This window comes from Vibrio sp. 10N.247.311.51, assembly GCF_041467855.1.
In the GTDB taxonomy this organism is placed as follows: domain Bacteria; phylum Pseudomonadota; class Gammaproteobacteria; order Enterobacterales; family Vibrionaceae; genus Vibrio; species Vibrio coralliirubri.
Map to the genome: position 1 here is coordinate 123,382 of NZ_JBFSVK010000007.1, position 19,026 is coordinate 142,407.

The following is a 19,026-nucleotide window of genomic DNA, read 5'->3' on the forward strand; positions in this document are numbered from 1 at the left end:
AGATAGGCTCGGATTCTGATGGCCAAGACACTGGTTTAATGCATGTAAGTGTCTGATCTATTGTAGGCCATACTAGATAGGTGATTTATATGTTTGCCACGCTAATCACTAGTGTGGAGGTATAAGTGGTTGTTGTGGAGAGATAAAGGCTAGTACAATTAATAGCATAAAGAACTAGATAGAAAACTCTGTCTTTAAATGCAGAGTTTTTCAGTCTAAGAACTATTCTGTTCTCGGAGGAAAATTGAAGAAATCTGGATTTATCATTTTATTGTTGCTCATATCAGTACCTTTGTTTTTTCCATTATTTATCAAAGTATATATGACTTATGCTCCCGGGAAGATGGTAGGTGATATCAATGGGTGGTTAGGCTTTCTTGGTGGTTACACTGGTGGTCTTCTCGCTTTCATTTCTGCATATTTCATATACCGAAATGAAAAGTTATCTAGAGAGCGAACACTTTTGCATATTTCAAATGCTAAAGACTTTAGTGGTGAAGCACCAATGTCCGTTTTGACACCACGTCTAATCGATCAAGCTGATCCTGAAGTAGCACGGATTACCTTCTTAGCCTTTATTGAGGTAACCTTCGAAGTGATGAATGTGTCAGATAACTTTGCAAATGATGTTCAGCTTAAGTTGTTAGGTAGGAGTGGAGCAATTCTTTGGTCTTATCATGCAGAATTAGATCAATACCTAGAGTATGAAAGTATTGCATTACTTCAAGCTTCCCAGAGTAGGGTATTCAAAATGAAAATTGATAATCATCTAGTATCTAGTGATGAAGTGCTGGATTTTGAGCTTAGTTCTACGAACTTGTTTGGGCAGACAACTAAGCAAGATGTCCAACTCCTTCTGCATAAAGAAGCAAAAGGTTACCTTTTTAAGCACCGAACATAACAAACGACTATGGCGCCAATAGCAATTTGGCACTACATGACTTTTAAGTACTAACACGTCTTAGTTTGAAATCTAACGCTGTACAAGTCTTCTACTGCCACAGAGCTAGCAGAAATACAAAAAGACCAATCCCAAGCGTTACTTTTAGAAGCAAGCCAAGAGGGGCTCCACCTTTTGGCGCTTTATTGCAACATCCCATAATCAGTTCCTAATTCATCGTTGGTTTCACTCAACCTTAAACCTTTCCCTTACGGTAAGGTCAATGCTTTCTTAGTCATATAATCTGAAAAACAAAAAAGCGAACCAAGTGGTTCGCTTTTGTTTATCTAAAATCTACAAAAATTAGTCTTCGTAGTTGTCGATACTTGGGCAAGAACAGATTAGGTTACGGTCGCCGTATACGTTGTCTACACGGTTAACTGTTGGCCAGTACTTCGAGTTCTTCGTTGCTTTCGATGGGAAGCAAGCCAGTTCGCGAGAGTAAGGGCGATCCCATTCTGCGCCTGAAAGGTCAACTTGCGTGTGCGGTGCGTTCACTAGAGGGTTGTTGTCTAGTGGCCATTCACCCGCTTTCACTGCTGCCATTTCGTGACGGATTGCGATCATCGCTTCACAGAAACGGTCTAGCTCTTCTAAATCTTCAGATTCAGTTGGCTCAACCATTAGCGTGCCTGCTACTGGGAAAGACATAGTAGGTGCGTGGAAACCGAAGTCCATTAGACGCTTAGCAATATCTTCTTCGCTGATGCCTGTGTCTTCTTTAAGCGGACGAATATCGATAATACATTCGTGCGCTACGCGGCCGTTAGTGCCACGGTAAAGAACAGGGTAGTGAGGACGTAGTTTCTCCATCACGTAGTTCGCGTTCAGAATCGCTACTTTAGTTGCGTCTGTTAGGCCAGGTTCGCCCATCATCGCGATGTAAGCCCAAGAGATAGGTAGAATTGAAGCACTGCCTAAATCTGCTGCTGATACCGCGTAGTCAGAACCTTGTACACCGTTTTCGATGTGACCTGGTAGGAAAGGTGCTAGGTGCGATTTAACACCGATAGGACCCATACCCGGACCGCCACCACCGTGTGGGATACAGAATGTTTTGTGTAGGTTCAAGTGAGATACGTCTGAACCGATGAAGCCAGGTGAAGTTAGACCTACTTGAGCGTTCATGTTCGCGCCGTCTAGGTAAACCTGACCGCCCGCTGCGTGTACTTGTTCACACACTTCTTTCACTTGCTCTTCGTATACGCCGTGCGTAGAAGGGTAAGTGATCATGATGCTTGATAGGTTTTCTTTATGCTTCTCGATTTTCGCTGCTAGGTCTGTCATGTCGATGTTGCCATCTTCATCACACTTAACAACCACTACCTTCATTGAAACCATAGATGCCGTTGCAGGGTTAGTACCGTGCGCAGAGCTTGGAATCAGACAAACGTTACGGTGAGCGTCACCGCGGCTTGCGTGGTAGCGTTGAATCGCGATTAGACCCGCGTACTCACCAGATGCACCAGAGTTAGGCTGTAGTGAGAAATCGTCGTAACCAGTGATTTCACATAGCTTTTCTTTAAGATCTTTCGCTAGCGCTGTGTAACCCGCTGCTTGATCAAGAGGTGCGAATGGGTGAATAGAACCAAACTCAGGCCATGTTACTGGAATCATCTCAGCAGCAGCGTTCAGCTTCATCGTACAGCTGCCCAGTGGGATCATGCCGTGCGTTAGTGAGAAGTCTTTGTTCTCAAGCTGTTTTAGGTAACGCATCATTTGCGTTTCGCTGTGGTGCGTGTTGAATACTGGGTGAGTTAGGAACTCTGATTCACGACGGCAGTTTTCTGGAATTGCGGCAAACTCGTTTGATGCAATGTCAGAAGATAGTGCTTGAACGTCTTCTTTCACGTCGAAGATTGCAAACAGTGCATTCACGTCGTCGACTGTGGTTGTTTCGTCTAAGCTGATACCGATCTTACCCTTTAGAAGGCGAAGGTTGATGTCTGCTGCTTGCGCTTTCGCGTACAGTGCATCTGTCTTCTCTTCAGAGTTGATCGTGATGGTATCAAAGAAGCTGTTATTCGTTAGCTCGTAACCCGCTTTAGTCAGGCCAGCTGCTAGGATAGCTGTCATGTGGTGTGTACGACGAGCAATAGTACGAAGGCCTTCTGCACCGTGGTAAACCGCGTAGAAAGACGCCATGTTTGCTAGAAGTGCTTGAGCTGTACAGATGTTCGATGTCGCTTTCTCGCGGCGGATGTGTTGCTCACGAGTTTGCATTGCCATACGTAGCGCTTGGTTACCGTGAGTATCGATAGATACGCCGATTACACGGCCTGGCATTGTACGCTTATGCTTTTCACGAGTACCCATGAATGCTGCGTGTGGACCGCCGTAACCCATAGGAACGCCGAAACGTTGCGCTGAACCGATGACTACGTCTGCGCCCATTTCGCCAGCTGGCTTAAGTAGAGCAGAAGCAAGTAGGTCAGTTGCAACCGTTACAAGAGTCTTGTTTGCTTGAGCTTTCGCAATGATGTCTGTTAGATCACGAACTTCGCCTGTTGTACCAGGGTATTGAACTAACGCACCAAATACGTCTTGCTCTGGAAGTGTTTCAAGAGCGCCAACCATTACTTCAAAACCGATGTACTCAGCACGAGTTTTAACAACTTCTAGTGTTTGAGGGTGAACATCGTCAGCAACGAAGAATACTTTGCTCTTGCTTTTGCCAGCACGCTTACACAGTGTCATAGCTTCGCCAGCCGCTGTCGCTTCATCAAGAAGAGACGCGTTCGCGATTTCCATACCAGTTAAGTCCATGACCATTTGTTGGTAATTCAGTAGAGCTTCAAGACGACCTTGAGAAATCTCTGGTTGGTATGGTGTATAAGCTGTGTACCAGCCTGGGTTCTCTAAAACGTTACGTAGAATAACGTTTGGAGTGAATGTGTTGTAGTAGCCTTGGCCAATGAAAGTACGTTTCACTTGGTTTAGGTTAGCGATCTCTTTAAGAGAGGTCAGCATGTCCATTTCGCTCAGTGGCGCAGCAAGTGTCATTGGTTTTTCAAGACGGATTTGTGCAGGAACCGTTTCGTCGATCAGTGCTTCTAAGCTAGTCGCGTTGATCGCTTCAAGCATTTTTTGCTGGTCTGCTTTATTAGGGCCGTTATGACGAGCAACAAACTCGTTTTGCGTACCCAAGTCTTTCAGTAATTGGCTTTGAAGTAATTCAGTCATGATATGTTCTACTTTCTCTCTGGAGCCGTGAGCTAGCCCCTAAAATTAAGCTGCTCAAAAAAGCAGCTTTATCGTAATGAGGTTACCTATTAGTCTTCTTCGATAGAGCTTAGGTATTCTTCCGCATCTTTAAGGTTGTTTAGTTCAGACGCATCAGACATCTTCACTTTAACAATCCAACCACCTTCATAAGGTTCTTCGTTGATTAGCTCTGGGCTATCTTCTAATTCTTCGTTGATTTCTACGATTTCGCCAGAGATTGGTGCGTAGATATCAGAAGCAGCTTTCACTGATTCAACTAGAGAGAAGCTTTCGCCAGCTTCAATTTCGTCGTCAGTGTCAGGCAGGTCAACAAACACAACGTCACCTAGCATCTCTTGAGCGTGCTCAGAAATACCGATAGTCACAGTACCGTCACCGTTGTCTTTTACCCACTCGTGGCTGTCTGCAAACTTTAGTGTATTGTCCATTGCTTATTCTCCAAAAATTTATGAGGTTTTAATTTAAATCTTAAAAACGGTTTAACGGTAAAGAGGGAAGCGTTTGCAAAGCTCTTTAACTTGCTTGCGAACACGTTGCTCAACTTCAGCGTTGCCTTCAGGGCTTTCAACTAAGCCGTCAAGAACATCGCCGATCCATTCACCGATAAGTTTGAATTCTTCAGTGCCAAAACCACGACTGGTTCCAGCTGGTGTACCTAAACGAATGCCAGAAGTAATCATAGGCTTCTCTGAGTCGAATGGTATGCCATTTTTGTTACATGTGATCCCTGCACGCTCTAATGCTTCTTCAGTTACGTTACCTTTCAAGCCCTTAGGACGAAGGTCAACCAGCATTAGGTGCGTGTCTGTTCCGCCAGTCACAATGTCACAACCGCGAGTTTGCAACACTTCAGCAAGAACTTTTGCGTTGTCGATCACTGAATCAATATAAGTATTAAATTCTGGGCCAAGAGCTTCGCCAAACGCCACTGCTTTAGCCGCGATAACGTGCATTAGTGGGCCGCCTTGAAGGCCAGGGAACACTGCAGAGTTGATCTTTTTGTTGATGTCTTCGTGGTTAGTAAGAATCATGCCGCCGCGTGGGCCACGAAGTGTTTTGTGCGTTGTTGTAGTAACAACGTGTGCGTGTGGTAGTGGGCTAGGGTGAGCACCTGTCGCGATAAGACCCGCGATGTGTGCCATATCGACCATTAGGATAGCGCCAACTTCGTCAGCGATTTCGCGGAACTTAGCGAAATCAATAATGCGTGGGATAGCACTACCACCAGCAATAATCATTTTAGGTTGGCTTTCGATTGCTAAAGCGCGAACCGCTTCGTAATCGATTTCAAGAGTGTCGCGGTCTACGCCATATTGAACTGCGTTGAACCACTTACCAGACATTGCAGGGCGCGCACCGTGTGTAAGGTGACCACCAGCGTCTAGAGACATACCTAGGATAGTGTCGCCAGGTTGAAGTAGGGCAAGTTTAACTGCGCCATTTGCTTGAGCACCTGAGTGAGGCTGTACGTTTACGTATTCGCATTTGAACAGCTGTTTAGCGCGTTCAATCGCGATAGCTTCAACTGTATCTACGTGCTCACAACCACCGTAGTAACGACGGCCTGGGTAGCCTTCTGCGTATTTGTTGGTTAGGCAAGTGCCTTGAGCTTGCATTACTGCTTTAGAAACGATGTTCTCAGAAGCAATAAGTTCGATTTGTTCGTTTTGACGAGTGTTCTCTGCTTGGATTCCAGCAAATACTGCGTCGTCAGTCGCAGATAGGTTCGTAGAGAAAAAACTGTCTAAGCTATGGTTTTGGTAAGCGTTCATTGTCGAGACCTTTCATTAAGCTAATGGTGATTGTTTTTATAGTCCATTAGGTCTTACGTTGATTTCTGCATCGGTATCGTTTGCGCTATATAGGTATAGATAAACGTGAATTGCGTTATAAATATACTCTTACAGCGTCTAAGCGATCGTTGTAGGGTCAATGCAGCACGAATTGTTTCCCAAAAAGTTCGGGTAAAAAACAGCTCTTACAAATGTTAAATCTATCATTTGCTGCAAGCTGAAGTAGCATCTCTTCATCTAACAAGTCGATAACATAGCTCCGATAAAATCAATTTTCAACAAAAATTTCCAATAGGAAACAACTTTTCTTGTTTTGCTACGGGGAGCACGCTTTATTTCTCTGTGTGCTCTTTAATCAACAAAGCGCTTCATGCAACAATGAAATTAATAGACAGGAAGCAAGAAATTAATGAGGGACCTATGTCAGAAGACATTTATGATGAGTACCCATCTTTAACGTTGGCGAAGGAAACGTTAGACCAGAATATCGAACCACTTAGGCTTGGCCAGCGTATTAAAGATATCCGCGGCAAGCTAGGGATTACGCTAGAAGAAGCAAGCCAAAGAACAGGCTTGGCGCGTTCTACGCTCAGCAAAATCGAGAACGAACAGATCTCACCAACGTTTCAAGCAATGCAAAAATTGGCGATGGGTTTGCAAATAGATATGCCGCAACTCTTTGAGCCGCCAAGGAAAAAAGTGGCAACAGGACGTCGCGACTTAACCAAGGCAGGCCAAGGTAAACCACACCCAACACCGACTTATGAACATGAGCTGCTTGCGACTGAGCTTTCTAATAAGAAGATGATGCCGTTTAAGAGCCGCGTGAGAGCACGTACTTTTGAAGAGTATAATGATTGGGTGCGTCATGACGGTGAAGAGTTCTTAATGATCATCTCTGGCGATGTAATGTTCTACTCAGAATTCTACGAACCTGTGCCAATGAGCGAAGGCGATAGTATGTATTACGATGCCAATATGGGCCACATGCTGATTTCGACCAGTACAGAAGATGCACTCATTTTGTGGGTGACTGCAAAATAAGTTAACAAACTTAGAATTTCTTATAGTGAATGCAAACGTTTGCTTTTGTTTCGAACGTTAGCCAATAGACGCGATATTGATGTGAAAATCATCAATATCGCGTTTTTGTATGTATCTATAAATTGTTTTTAAATTGTTAAATGTCACATTTTGAGCTGTTTTAATCTTGTTAAGGGTGTAAAAATCACTCAGGCTTGTTTATTATAGTGAACACGGTTTACTCATGTTGATTGAAGTTTACTGAAGTGAATTCTTAGAAAGTGAGTTGTATGGGATTTGTACAGCTATTCAGATTTATAAAGCTAACAATATAAGCCTATATAAAAGACATCACTTTTTACTATCTACTGTTTCTAACGTTAATCCGTATCGTTAGAGGCGACTCTAAATAGAGATATAAGCGGCAGACTTGATTTTGGACAGCCTGCAACGCTTCATGGAGAATAAAATGACTCAAGAACACGCTAATCAAGACCTACTAAAAACACCACTGCATGCACTTCACGTTGAAGAGGGTGCGAAAATGGTTCCTTTCGCTGGCTACGATATGCCAGTTCAGTACCCACTAGGTGTAAAGAAAGAGCACTTACACACTCGTGACGCTGCCGGTCTTTTTGATGTTTCTCACATGGGGCAACTTCGTCTACATGGTGCAAACGCAGCTGCTGTCTTAGAATCTTTGGTTCCTGTAGATATTATCGACCTTCCTTCTGGTAAACAGCGTTACGCTTTTTTTACTAATGAGCAGGGCGGCATCATGGATGACCTTATGGTTGCAAACCTAGGCGATCACTTATTTGTTGTTGTGAACGCGGCTTGTAAGACACAAGATATCGACCACCTTACTGCGCACCTACCAGCTGACGTAGAGATGGAAGTGATTGATGACCGCGCTCTATTAGCACTTCAAGGCCCTAAAGCATCTGAAGTTCTTGCTCGTTTCCAACCAAGCGTTGCAGACATGCTGTTCATGGATGTTCAAAAAGTTGATATCGATGGCGTTGAATGCATCGTGAGCCGCAGTGGCTACACGGGTGAAGATGGCTACGAGATCTCAGTACCGAACGAACACGCTGAAGCACTAGCGCGTAAGCTGACTTCAGAAGCTGAAGTTGAGTGGATTGGCCTGGGTGCTCGTGACTCACTTCGTCTTGAGTGTGGTCTATGTCTGTACGGTCACGATCTAGATACAACAACAACACCAGTCGAAGCTAGCCTCCTATGGGGCATTCAAAAAGTGCGTCGTACAGACGGTGAACGTGCAGGCGGTTTCCCTGGCGCTGATATCATCCTTGAGCAAATCGCGACTAAAGACGTTCAACGCAAGCGTGTTGGTCTTGTTGGTCAGACTAAAGCTCCAGTACGTGAAGGCGCTGAGCTGTTCGATGCTGAAGACAACAAGATTGGCGTTGTAACAAGTGGTACTGCGGGTCCTAACGCGGGCAAGCCTGTTTCTATGGCTTATGTTCGTACTGACCTAGCGGTTATTGGCACTGAAGTATTCGCTGAAGTTCGTGGCAAGAAGCTACCTATGACAGTAGAAAAAATGCCATTCGTACCTCAACGTTACTACCGTGGCTAATCTCTTTTAAGAGAAAACACCAAGTTTAACGAAAGCCTATTGTTTGCTTCTCTTTACTGGGAAGCCTAACGGTAGGCTTTTTTGTTTTTGGTAGCGTATGTTTTTGCGAGCGTATAAGGTTTAGCGTTACCCACTAACAACGGTTACTTAAAATTCGTTTATAAAATGAGATATGTGGCGATATCGTTACAAATACTTACTATAATCACGGTTGTGACGTGTTATGGTGGCGATTCATCATTTTTGTAAATAAGTAGTAGGGGTTACAAGGGGTTAACTATGAACGTAAACCATACAATGAGTCCGGTTCGTAAAGCCGTTTTAGGGCTTTTAGCGCCATTGATTTACACATCAAGTGTTATGGCAACGGAAAACACGGACGAAAGTACTCCTAATGTGGGTGTAACACCTTATATTGTGAATGGTAGCGACGCTTCAGTGACGGAATTTCCTTCAATGGCGAGCTTGTTCATTGATCGTATTGATTATGACGGTGTTTATTCTACAGGCCCTTACTGTGGTGCGACTATCTTAGACAATTACCATGTATTGACAGCGGCGCACTGTATTTACGGTGATGAAGAAGGTCAGTTGTTTACTGTTGTCGTCCCTCAACTACAAGACACTTCGTTGTTTCCAAATGGTGGTGTTCAGAAAGTACGAGTATCTGACGTTTACTATCGCAGTGACTATTCAGACCTTGAAGCAAATCTTTTACCGAATGATATTACTATCTTGAAGTTAGAGTCATCTCTTGGCTTGAGTACATCTGCTGAAACTCAAATCCCTGTTTTTGACACTTATCGGGGTATCAATAATAGCTTTGTCGCAGTAGGTCACGGCAATACAAAGTCAGGCGAGGACAGCACCAATCTGTTACAAAGAGTAGACCTTACATACGTTGATACGATAAATTGCAAGGCTGTATTTGGTTCTTTAGTCACTGAAAAGCAAATTTGCTTCAATGGTAATGGACCGGATAATGGCCTCTATGGTGGTACATGCCAAGGTGATTCAGGCGGACCGGTCTTTTGGAAAAATGGTTCAACTTACGAGCAGGTTGGCATCACAAGCTTTGGGCCGACTACTTGTGGTGCGGGTATCGGCGTAACATCTGTATTTACCGAGATATATGATTATAAAGATTGGATTACGGATGTAACTAACGGGGTAATCGATAGCACGGAAACAGTCCAGTTTTCTGCAACAGAGGCAAAACGAGTTGCCTATGCTGGTCGAAGCTCATCTGGCTCAGGTGGCAGTGGAGGCGGTGTGTCGTTTGGCTTGCTAGGCGCGTTGATGTTACTCGGTGGGTTTAGAAGAGCGATGTCTCGTTAGATACCCACGTCTTCATGTTAGCTAAACAAACGGCCAGTCATTCAACTATGACTGGCCGTTTGTTTTGTTTGTTTAAGCCGTTCAGAGGTTAGCGCTACTCGTTGATATTAATAGATTAGGCACAGAATTCAGTAGACGCTTTTCTACTGTATCTTTCGACAACTACATCCATCTCTTTTACTGCGTCGTTGATGCTTTGAATACCGCTTTGTGCGACACCTTTTTCATTTTGATTCAGAGCAGAAAAGGCCTGCTTCAACTCTTTCTCTTCCAACATACTTCCGTGCAACAGCACTTCTTTGTAAGTCAGTAGCCTATGCTGCACTGCAATAATTTCTGAGCGGGTATTGCCCGTTTCTAATGCGTGCTTAATGCAAGGAAATGCCAATTTATAACGATTCGCAATTTCCAATATGACGTCTTTCTTATTCGCAATTTGCAATTTTTCTAATTTCCCAACACTTGAATACTCAAGTTACCTAGCCTGTACGTTCACAACTGATATCAGTGTGAAGGTTTATGAAACGTAACGGTTTTTATCAAGCGAATAATATGCCTTTGATGGCTTATGTAAACCATCACAAGTCAATATGGTCTGCTTCTTGCTGAATTTAGGACATAACTGTCTTTTGAGGATGAGCTTATGTCACAAGAACCCATAATATTGGCGCTGATTGAGCGTAGGAAACAAGCCAACTTGTCTCAAGAAAAGTTAGCCTCGAGTGCGGGAATGAGTTTAAAAACTTATCAACGGATTGAACGCGGCGAGGCGGACATCAAGATGTCTCAGTATCGTTCAATCACCAGAACCTTAAAAGTGACGGATTTGGATGTGGTACTTGATATTGTTGGTGCATCACAAGCGACAGCGGAAGATGTAGAAGCAGTCAGTCGCCTGCTGACCAGCGAAGAGCGCCTGTTGTTAATCAAGCTGATTTTGTCGGTCAAAAAGAAGCAGTAGCCTTTCTTTCAAATAAACAGTGTAATGGATCTATTCGTTAGTTAAATTGACAGATATTTCTAGGGTGATGTGTTCTCTGAGCGTATGAAGCCATCAGCTCACTCTTCCACGCAGCTGTTTGGTGGTGCTTCTCTGTTTCTTGCTTTCTAAACGTCTTTTCTGAGAGCCACGTGTTGGCTTAGTCGCTCGTCTCACTTTTTGAACTTTTGTTGCTTCCAAGATCAGTTCTTTCAAACGTATCAAAGCATCATCTCGGTTTTGTTCCTGTGTTCTATACTGCTGTGCCTTAATGATAATCACGCCATCTTTAGTGATGCGGCTATCTTTGTGTGCGAGAAGCTTTTCTTTATAGAAGTCAGGTAGGGTAGAGTGCTTGATATCAAAACGTAAATGTATCGCGCTCGATACTTTATTGACGTTCTGACCGCCGGCTCCTTGTGCTCTGATCGCTGTTAACTGGAGTTCCCAGTCTTGAATCGAAACAGAGTTAGATATTTGTAACATAAACATCCATTTTGAACGGTAATATGGCGCCATGATACTGAATATTGGTTATGGTATCAGTAACTTTATTAAAGAGTGGTAGTAGTGATGAAAATAGATTTAACGGCATATGAAGGATTAATCTTTGATATGGACGGTACGTTGATCGATACAATGCCTGCACATGTAAAGGCGTGGCAGCAAACGGCTGAAGAGTTCGGCTTTCATTTTGAAGCGTCTTGGCTGCATAGCTTGGGTGGCATGCCAAGTTATAAGATAGCCGGTGAGGTGAACAGCAAATACGGTTTATCGCTCGACCCACAAGCGGTCTCTACGTTTAAGATGGCGTCGTTTGCAGCTATTGAAGACAAAGGTGACGTTATCCCTTGTACTCACTCTCTGTTGTTAGAGCATCTGGGTAACAAGAAGATTGCAGTCGGGACGGGTAGTCAACGTAAAAGTGCCGAACAGTTACTGGATAAGACAGATATCTTGAGTAAGCTCGATATCCTAGTGACAGCAACTGACGTTAAGAATCACAAACCAAATCCGGATACTTTCTTGGATGCGTGTTTTGGTATGGGTTTGCAGCCAAAGCAGTGTGTTGTGTTTGAAGATACCAACCTAGGTAAGCAGGCTGCTCATGCTGCGAACATGGATTGTATTCTGGTGGTAGAAGGGAACAAACTAGAGTTCTATCCAGCACCAAGCTGATTGAAAGGATTGGGTTGTTAAACCGCCAAACTGATAGCCTAGCGGAACAATATCGATTTTCTGTTAGGCGATTTCGCTCATTTCGCTGTCTAGGAATAAGCAAACACTGTTTCGGCCTGCTGCTTTGGCTTCATAGAGTGCTAAATCGGCGCACTTGTAGTTAAGAGCAGGGTCGTTGGTCAGGTTGGTGATTCCGCCACTGACCGTCACCACGTTATCGAGTTCAAGGCTGACAGCAATTCTCAGTCTGTTGAGAACGTATTCAGCTTCTTCCGTTGTGGTATGAGGTAGAATAACGCCAAATTCTTCACCACCAATGCGAGCCACAAAATCAGTTTCTCGGCACTCTCGTTGTAATACCTGAGCAACGGTTTGAATGACTCTATCACCATAATCATGACCAAATCTGTCGTTGATGCGTTTGAAGTGGTCTATGTCCAAAATCGCTAAGCAAGATTGTTCGCGAGTAGGGTATCTATTCACACGAGAACACTCATCTCGCAGCTCAAGATCGAACTTACGGCGGTTCCAACACCCAGCTAAGGCATCTTTTTCACTCAGGTTTCTAAGTTTGTTTTCTAGCTCTTTGTGTTTACTGATATCCACAAATGAAGCGACATAAAACTGAATCACGTCTTTCGAATCTTTAATGGTTTGGATTCGCAGTATTTCCGTAATCAAAGACCCGTCTTTACGACGATTAACCACTTCGCCTTCCCACATGCCTTTCTCTTTGATGATGCTCCACATCTTTATGTAGAACTCTTCGTTGTAGCGACCAGAAGCAAACATGGACGGTTGGCGGCCTTTTACGTCTTCTAACTCGTAGCCACTCACACGGGTGAACTCTTGGTTTACCTTGATGATTCGGTTGTTTCTGTCGGTAATCACCAAGGCAGACATACCATTCATCGCGGCCTTAGCAAGTTGGCTCTCGATACTGTTCTTCTTGTGGTTGCTGTTCCACAATACGAAGCCAGCGGAGATCATCGAAATCAAGAAAGATAAGGTGATGATCTGAACGACAATCGCTTGTTTTTCTTGTCGGTATTGACTGCTGAACTGCTGATTTTCAATGTGAAGAACCATGTAAATAGGGCCTTCAAACTGCTTTATCTTTGGGCTGATGTCAGAGTGGAAATACCAGTTCTTACCATCGAAATAGCTAGACGAAGAGTTGTTTTGAATGTCTTTCCAAAGCGCCGGATATAGCTTTGCGTATGTCTTGTCTGAACGTGACTCTAGAACATGTCCAAATGATTCAGCCGGGTCGGGGCCCATGATGACATGGCCTGTTTTGTTTAGAATGACCGGGACTGCAGCTGAGTCTCCGATTTGGTAATGAAGACGCTTGTAAATCTCAAGCATGTTTAGATTTGCAATGAAGTAACCAATAATTCGATTCCCTTCAGCGACTGGCGTCATAATGCGAAGCGCCGGCGTTAATGGGTGGATGATTTCTCCATTTTCCATTTCTAAGTCAATGCCTCTAGAGCTGACATCGCCAATCTCTAACTTCTGTAGCATCTTGTAGTAATCTCGAGAGGATTTGTTTTGCAGTTGGTTCTCTGGGACGACAGTTGCTTTACCGTCTTTGTAGTTAACGCGGAACACTTCGTTTCCAGCTAGATCGAGATAACGAAGCTGAGAATAGTATTTTTGGCCACGAGCTAACATCACCCAAAGATCTTGCAGGGTTTCTTTATGGATAATAGAAGGTTCTTGAATCGCTCGGAGTAGTGTTTGAGAGTCAGCGATAGAAGGAACAGAGTTAGATATTTGCTCAACAATAACAGCGAGCTCATGAAAGCTGTATTCGATCTGGTTCTGACTGGACTGTTTGATATTTAGCGTGTGCTGAGCTTCAACCCTGTCTAATTCAGAGTTTATGTAGAGGGCAGGGACTAGTCCTAGGGCAAAGATGGTACATAGAAATTGGCTGACTAGTTTTTTTATACTTGTATTCATCACTGTCCTCAAAGAATCAGCGCAATACTATATATTTTATAAGGTTTTTAATGTGATCTTGACCCAGAAGTTAAGACAAGATTCGCATATAACTACGATTTTAGTGCAACTTTTTGCACTTAAGCTTGATTGTTGAGCAATCACTTCGTAAGGGAATGATTGCTCAATATAGAACACCGGTCTGAAAATTGAGCCAAATTAATCGCGATTAATTGCCATTTATCTAGCTAAGAGCATCTAGCTTAGGCCGACGATATTTCCATTACTATCAATATCTAACGACATGAACGCCGGTTTGTCAGGCAAGCCTGGCATGGTCATCACATTGCCACACAACGCGTAAATAAAGCCAGCACCAGCACACAGTTTTAGTTCTCTAACAGGCACGTCAAATTGAGTGGGTGCACCTTTAATGTGTGCTTCTGTCGAGATTGATAGTGGTGTTTTTGCCAAACAAACCGATAGGTCGCTATAGCCATGAAGTTTGAACTCAGCCAGTTGTTTTTTAGCCAGTGTCGATAGCGAAATACTTGCCGCGCCATAGCCAACTTCAGCAACTGCCATCAGCTTTTCTTCTAGGCTTTGCTCTGAGTGATACAAAGGTTTAAATTCTCTCTGTTTTTGGCAAGCTTTTACCACGGCGTGAGCCAGTTGAGTCGCGCCTTCGCCACCTTGACCAAATGCTTCGCTTACTTCAACGCTAACGCTTGAGTCGAAGTCGGTGATCATCTGTTTCAAAGCATCGAGCTCTTGAGCGGAGTCTTGTGGGAATCGGTTAATCGCAACAACTGTAGGCACTTGGTATTGCTTAACGTTGTTGATGTGCCATTTAAGGTTCTCAAAGCCTGCAATTAGCGCGTCTTGGTCATCATTAAAAATTGAATCTGGTAATGGAGTGCCCGGTCTCAAATCGTATAAACCAGAGTTGGCCTTTAATCCACGTAATGTAGCGACAACCACAGCGCAATCGGGCTTCTTGTTAGATGCCTTAACCTTTATGTTACACGCTTTCTCGAAACCCATGTCTGAGCCGAAACCACCTTCGGTTACAACAAAGTCACTCAGTTTTAACGCTATCTTATCGGCAATAATTGAAGAGTTACCATGTGCAATGTTCGCGAAAGGCCCGGCGTGAATTAGGGTCGGAACGCCTTCAAGGGTTTGCATCAATGTTGGTTCAATAGAATCCTTCATTGTTACGGTCATTGCGCCTGCAACGTTGAAGTCATCTGCGGTTAACGGCAAGCCTTGTTTGTTGTAGGCAAGTACCACTCGTCCGATACGCTTTCTTAAATCTTGAAGGTCATCAGCTAGAGCAAGAATAGCCATTAGCTCTGAAGCGGCTGAGATATCAAATCCATCTTCTCGCTCAAAGCCGTTAATTGTTTTGTCTGCTTCGTTCTTGCCAACCGTGACCATGCGTAATGCGCGATCATTGTGGTCAAGTACACGTCGCCAAACGATTCTACTTGGGTCGATATCCAGTGCTTTTAAGCCTGAACGCGTTTCAAAGGCGTCTAACCCTTCACGCTGTTCATGATACAAACGCGCATCAATGGCGGCAGAGGCGAGGTTGTGAGCGGCCGTAACAGCATGAATATCGCCTGTCAGATGCAGGTTTAATTGTTCCATAGGGGCAACTTGAGAGTAACCACCACCCGCTGCGCCGCCTTTTACGCCAAATACCGGACCCATTGAAGGCTGGCGAATGCAGGCCATAGCCGACTGGTTAATCTTTGCGAGGCCTTGTGCCAATCCGATAGTAGTGACGGTTTTGCCTTCACCAAGAGGTGTCGGTGTGATCGCCGTGACTACGACTAATTTACCATCTTGTTGGTTGGCGAGGCGTTCAAGTGATGTGAGAGACACTTTAGATTTGAATTGCCCTAATGGCTGATGTTCGTTGTGGTGCAGGCCAGCTTGCTTGGCAACCTCACTGATGTTTTTAAGGGGAGTAGAGCGACAAATATCAATATCAGACAGCATATTTGATCCTTATATCAGAACCGAAAGGTGGTACGTAAACGTTTGCGTGGCGATAGTACTGTATAAATTTGCCAAGTAAAGGCAAACCACACGAATTATGTGCTGGAAGATAACAGATCTAAAGAGTCATTGCGCGAGATCAAATCTTAAACGAGCAAAATATTCGATCTGATTACCTTGAGCTGCAGTTATATTGGCGTTGTATACAAAAAGGGCTGCATATAGCAGCCCTTCAAGGAATGGGTAATCTCACTTTGCGTTAACCTTTAAAAGGTAACTGCCTAATATGGTCGATTAACGATCCCAGTATGTTTCTTCTAAGCTATCTTCGCGTTCAGGTAGTGCACGAGAAAGGCGAGGAGAGTGCTGAGTCAACACTTCGTAGCTTACACGGTTTGCGTACTTACAAATTTGAGACAGTGAAGAGTAAGTTAGACAAGCGTGCTCGTGTTTCTCTGAGTTTGGTACATTCACGTGATGGTAGCTGTTTGCTGCCATGTCGTGAAGTAGTGCTGAAAGTGCACCATCGCCAGCGCCATTGGTATTCTTAATCTCAAGTGGGCCACCTAGGTAAGGGCCAATGTGAGAGTACACTTTTACTGGGTCTTTACAGTCTTGCTTACGCATCGCACGGCTGAATTCGTATTTATTGAACTCAGGGATGTTACCCGGTAACAATGGCAGTGTGGTTTCGCGTTTCGCTGGTTCGTCAGTGTAACCTGCCATGTATAGACCAATAGGGCCAGCAGTACATAGAACGAGGTCAACCCACTCAAGAGCCTTGTTAGCAGCCAATAGAGGATCTTTTTCACCCGTTAGCGCTTCACCTTCATCTTCGTTCATCGCGACGATGGTTACGTTTTCTTTCAGGTATTCTTGCCACCATTCAGCGTTGCCTTCGATCACATACTTAGTACCAAGTGTTAGTACAACAGGCACATTGTGCGCTTTGGCGTATTCAATCGCTTTTTGTACCGCTTTTGGCATCGGATCTTCAGGTTTGCCACGCATTAGGTATGACGACACAACCAATGCAGAAGCTTTCTCGAACACTTTTTCAGGAATGCTCTCTGGAAGAAGTTGGTTCATGTGGCCTTCGTTGATTGCAAACGTACGTTCGCCATCTTCAGAAATCAGCGTGTAACAACGACCAATTGGACCATCAACAGTTTGAAGGTGGTTTAGATTCATACGAGAAGAAGTGCGGCAAAGGTAACGATAACCAAATGAGCCAACTTCAATCTTCTTAGACATTACGCCAAGCAGGACAGATTTGCTGTCTGCAAGTACGGAATAGTTGTGCAGTGTGTTGCCGATAGTATCGCCAGGGTATTGATGCGTGATCAAACCGCGCTCAACTAACTCTTCATACAGCGCATCTGCTTTACTTTCTTCCAATACCAGTGAGTGACCTTTACTCAGCTCGTATTTTTCTAGGAACTCGTTGTCAACACGGGCTTCGATGTCAACAATCGTTTGACCTATACCGACCACTGTTGCGCGGTGTAGTTTAGGTGTTTGTTGAATTTGGTTGACCAACGGATCACGTGCGTGAGTTGGAAAGTAGTGCTTAGATTTACGCTGTCCAGGAAACTTCATATGAAAAATACAGTGAAAAAATTTTGCCGCATGATATCACATTTTGTTTCTGTTTCTTTCATTTTTATTACATTTTGAATCACCTGCACAATGTCTGTACAGGTGATTCGGCTTACTTGTGCTTAAGGCTATTCAGCTGGAACAAGTGTTGCTGGGTCTACGTAAGCCTCTGTACCCCAAAGTGGAACAGTTGAAAGGCTATGTTTGAAACTGCCTTCCGTTTCTTTGGTGGTGTAAGACAAGTAAAGCAGCGACTGATTCTCTGCATCGTAGATACGACGAACCTTCATTGTTTTAAAGAAGATACTTTTCGATTGCTTGAATACCACTTCACCAGACTTACTCTTGTCTATTTGAGCAATCATTTCTGGTGTGATTTCACCTGTTTGACGACAAGAGATAGAGCTATCACTTGGATCAGAAAGGCTAAGGTTTGCTTCGATTGATGCGATATGACAGGTAACACCTGCGATCTTATCGTCATCTAATGAAGACATCTTGATATCCTTCATTGTGAAGAAACCCAGTGAGACGTCGCCAACCTCGTTGTCCGAACAGCCAGCTAACATTGTCACGATACCTGCTGCTATTAAGGCTTTTTTCATAAGAAGTCCTTTTTATTTATATAGTTCTGTTTACTATAAGGATATTGAAAGCTTGAATACGAGTGTAGAGCTTTTCGCTAAGTTCTTAAAGGATGTTGTTGGATAATGAAAAATATGAAGCATTTAAAGTACTTGTTGGCCTTGGTCATGCTCTGTATGCTCTCTGCTTGTAGCTCGGCACCTCAGCCGACCGTATGTCTTCCAAATAACTGCGATATTTGGGGATACTAACCGTAGGTACTAAAAGAATGAATAACGAAATACCTGAAATTGCACACAAGAAAAACCAATGGCTGTTTAGCCAGCTCGATATTGCTTACCCCGCAAAAGAGAGCCTCCTCGGCCGCGAACTTTATCAAAGCAAACTTCCATCCAAGACATACCAACTCCTAGCACAAGATCAAACTCCTTCCCAAATTGATGAACTGCATAAAGTCGATTTCCATAAATTGACCGTGCTATTTTCACTTAACCAAGCAAGCGTTTACCAAGATGAAACCGAAAGGGCACACATGCTTGAGTTCTTGAGCCAAATTATGCTTTCTGACGATCATGTCTTATATATTGGTACTCAAAATGGTGAAGTTGTGGCGAGCGCTATCGTCACAGAAGCAGATGATGCCCTATTGATCTCGGATCTCGTTGCTGGAAATGGTCAAAGTATCAACAACTTTGCTAAGCAGTTACACGATTTTTGGGCACAAGATCATGCTTCTTGCGATAAAGTGTGGATCGAGAACTAAAGATTCTTTGACAAAGCGTTAATCTAAGTACAATACCCCGTCTTA

The 19,026-nt window shown here is 43.9% G+C and carries 16 protein-coding genes; 7 read left to right on the plus strand and 9 right to left on the minus strand.

Features of this window, described 5'->3' with window-relative positions; translation table 11 throughout:
- The first annotated feature begins 244 nt into the window (after window positions 1–244).
- Complete coding sequence (locus AB6E85_RS08895) at window positions 245–901, plus strand: hypothetical protein (protein WP_372142320.1); 657 nt, start codon at window positions 245–247, stop codon at window positions 899–901.
- A gap of 342 nt (window positions 902–1,243) precedes the next feature.
- Here the strand turns inward: AB6E85_RS08895 and gcvP are convergent, their stop codons facing one another.
- The 3 genes from gcvP to AB6E85_RS08910 all read right to left on the minus strand — a co-directional run bounded on the left by gcvP (window position 1,244) and on the right by AB6E85_RS08910 (window position 5,937).
- Window positions 1,244–4,123 carry an aminomethyl-transferring glycine dehydrogenase gene (gene gcvP / locus AB6E85_RS08900; protein ID WP_372142322.1) on the minus strand — a complete coding sequence of 960 codons (2,880 nt, stop codon included), beginning with the start codon at window positions 4,121–4,123 and terminating at the stop codon, window positions 1,244–1,246.
- A gap of 89 nt (window positions 4,124–4,212) precedes the next feature.
- A complete protein-coding gene (gene gcvH / locus AB6E85_RS08905; RefSeq protein ID WP_017064654.1) occupies window positions 4,213–4,593 on the minus strand; it encodes a glycine cleavage system protein GcvH in 381 nt (126 codons plus the stop codon).
- Window positions 4,594–4,644: 51 nt separating this feature from the next.
- Entirely contained in the window at window positions 4,645–5,937 is a 1,293-nt protein-coding gene (locus AB6E85_RS08910) for a serine hydroxymethyltransferase (protein ID WP_048663507.1), read from the minus strand.
- A 441-nt stretch (window positions 5,938–6,378) separates the two neighbouring features.
- Here AB6E85_RS08910 and AB6E85_RS08915 point away from each other — a divergent pair, with 441 nt between their 5' ends.
- From AB6E85_RS08915 to AB6E85_RS08925, 3 genes are all read left to right on the plus strand, one after another.
- Window positions 6,379–7,002 (plus strand): helix-turn-helix domain-containing protein, encoded by a 624-nt coding sequence (locus tag AB6E85_RS08915; RefSeq protein WP_017064652.1) that lies wholly within the window; start codon window positions 6,379–6,381, stop codon window positions 7,000–7,002.
- Between the two features lie 448 nt (window positions 7,003–7,450).
- A complete protein-coding gene (gene gcvT / locus AB6E85_RS08920; protein ID WP_372142324.1) occupies window positions 7,451–8,584 on the plus strand; it encodes a glycine cleavage system aminomethyltransferase GcvT in 1,134 nt (377 codons plus the stop codon).
- 279 nt (window positions 8,585–8,863) lie between these two features.
- A complete protein-coding gene (locus AB6E85_RS08925) occupies window positions 8,864–9,922 on the plus strand; it encodes a trypsin-like serine protease (RefSeq protein ID WP_372142326.1) in 1,059 nt (352 codons plus the stop codon).
- A 115-nt stretch (window positions 9,923–10,037) separates the two neighbouring features.
- Here the strand turns inward: AB6E85_RS08925 and AB6E85_RS08930 are convergent, their stop codons facing one another.
- A complete protein-coding gene (locus AB6E85_RS08930) occupies window positions 10,038–10,364 on the minus strand; it encodes a hypothetical protein (RefSeq protein ID WP_372142327.1) in 327 nt (108 codons plus the stop codon).
- Window positions 10,365–10,565: 201 nt separating this feature from the next.
- Here AB6E85_RS08930 and AB6E85_RS08935 point away from each other — a divergent pair, with 201 nt between their 5' ends.
- On the plus strand, window positions 10,566–10,883 hold the full coding sequence (locus tag AB6E85_RS08935) for a helix-turn-helix transcriptional regulator (RefSeq protein WP_372142329.1): 318 nt from the start codon (window positions 10,566–10,568) through the stop codon (window positions 10,881–10,883).
- A 93-nt stretch (window positions 10,884–10,976) separates the two neighbouring features.
- Here the strand turns inward: AB6E85_RS08935 and arfB are convergent, their stop codons facing one another.
- Window positions 10,977–11,387 carry an alternative ribosome rescue aminoacyl-tRNA hydrolase ArfB gene (gene arfB, locus AB6E85_RS08940; protein ID WP_050654392.1) on the minus strand — a complete coding sequence of 137 codons (411 nt, stop codon included), beginning with the start codon at window positions 11,385–11,387 and terminating at the stop codon, window positions 10,977–10,979.
- A gap of 87 nt (window positions 11,388–11,474) precedes the next feature.
- Here arfB and AB6E85_RS08945 point away from each other — a divergent pair, with 87 nt between their 5' ends.
- The gene (locus AB6E85_RS08945) at window positions 11,475–12,080 is read left to right on the plus strand and encodes a beta-phosphoglucomutase family hydrolase (protein WP_048608431.1); all 606 of its coding nucleotides are present in this window, start codon (window positions 11,475–11,477) and stop codon (window positions 12,078–12,080) included.
- A 63-nt stretch (window positions 12,081–12,143) separates the two neighbouring features.
- Here the strand turns inward: AB6E85_RS08945 and AB6E85_RS08950 are convergent, their stop codons facing one another.
- The 4 genes from AB6E85_RS08950 to AB6E85_RS08965 all read right to left on the minus strand — a co-directional run bounded on the left by AB6E85_RS08950 (window position 12,144) and on the right by AB6E85_RS08965 (window position 18,238).
- Window positions 12,144–14,048, minus strand: a complete 1,905-nt coding sequence (locus AB6E85_RS08950) for a diguanylate cyclase (RefSeq protein ID WP_372142331.1) — start codon at window positions 14,046–14,048, stop codon at window positions 12,144–12,146.
- A gap of 237 nt (window positions 14,049–14,285) precedes the next feature.
- Window positions 14,286–16,034: a formate--tetrahydrofolate ligase gene (locus AB6E85_RS08955; RefSeq protein ID WP_372142333.1), complete on the minus strand. Its 1,749-nt coding sequence runs from the start codon at window positions 16,032–16,034 to the stop codon at window positions 14,286–14,288.
- Between the two features lie 294 nt (window positions 16,035–16,328).
- Entirely contained in the window at window positions 16,329–17,633 is a 1,305-nt protein-coding gene (locus AB6E85_RS08960; RefSeq protein WP_050644845.1) for an inosine/guanosine kinase, read from the minus strand.
- A gap of 128 nt (window positions 17,634–17,761) precedes the next feature.
- A complete protein-coding gene (locus AB6E85_RS08965; protein ID WP_017059837.1) occupies window positions 17,762–18,238 on the minus strand; it encodes a CreA family protein in 477 nt (158 codons plus the stop codon).
- A gap of 248 nt (window positions 18,239–18,486) precedes the next feature.
- Here AB6E85_RS08965 and AB6E85_RS08970 point away from each other — a divergent pair, with 248 nt between their 5' ends.
- A complete protein-coding gene (locus tag AB6E85_RS08970) occupies window positions 18,487–18,981 on the plus strand; it encodes a hypothetical protein (RefSeq protein WP_372142334.1) in 495 nt (164 codons plus the stop codon).
- Window positions 18,982–19,026 lie beyond the last annotated feature (45 nt).

Coding starts and splice junctions, on each gene's coding strand:
- gcvP (WP_372142322.1), bottom strand. CDS start 4,123: ATGACTGAATTACTTCAAAGCCAATTACTGAAAGACTTGGGTACGCAA.
- gcvH (WP_017064654.1), bottom strand. CDS start 4,593: ATGGACAATACACTAAAGTTTGCAGACAGCCACGAGTGGGTAAAAGAC.
- AB6E85_RS08910 (WP_048663507.1), bottom strand. CDS start 5,937: ATGAACGCTTACCAAAACCATAGCTTAGACAGTTTTTTCTCTACGAAC.
- AB6E85_RS08915 (WP_017064652.1), top strand. CDS start 6,379: ATGTCAGAAGACATTTATGATGAGTACCCATCTTTAACGTTGGCGAAG.
- gcvT (WP_372142324.1), top strand. CDS start 7,451: ATGACTCAAGAACACGCTAATCAAGACCTACTAAAAACACCACTGCAT.
- AB6E85_RS08925 (WP_372142326.1), top strand. CDS start 8,864: ATGAACGTAAACCATACAATGAGTCCGGTTCGTAAAGCCGTTTTAGGG.
- AB6E85_RS08935 (WP_372142329.1), top strand. CDS start 10,566: ATGTCACAAGAACCCATAATATTGGCGCTGATTGAGCGTAGGAAACAA.
- arfB (WP_050654392.1), bottom strand. CDS start 11,387: ATGTTACAAATATCTAACTCTGTTTCGATTCAAGACTGGGAACTCCAG.
- AB6E85_RS08945 (WP_048608431.1), top strand. CDS start 11,475: ATGAAAATAGATTTAACGGCATATGAAGGATTAATCTTTGATATGGAC.
- AB6E85_RS08950 (WP_372142331.1), bottom strand. CDS start 14,048: ATGAATACAAGTATAAAAAAACTAGTCAGCCAATTTCTATGTACCATC.
- AB6E85_RS08955 (WP_372142333.1), bottom strand. CDS start 16,034: ATGCTGTCTGATATTGATATTTGTCGCTCTACTCCCCTTAAAAACATC.
- AB6E85_RS08960 (WP_050644845.1), bottom strand. CDS start 17,633: ATGAAGTTTCCTGGACAGCGTAAATCTAAGCACTACTTTCCAACTCAC.
- AB6E85_RS08965 (WP_017059837.1), bottom strand. CDS start 18,238: ATGAAAAAAGCCTTAATAGCAGCAGGTATCGTGACAATGTTAGCTGGC.
- AB6E85_RS08970 (WP_372142334.1), top strand. CDS start 18,487: ATGAATAACGAAATACCTGAAATTGCACACAAGAAAAACCAATGGCTG.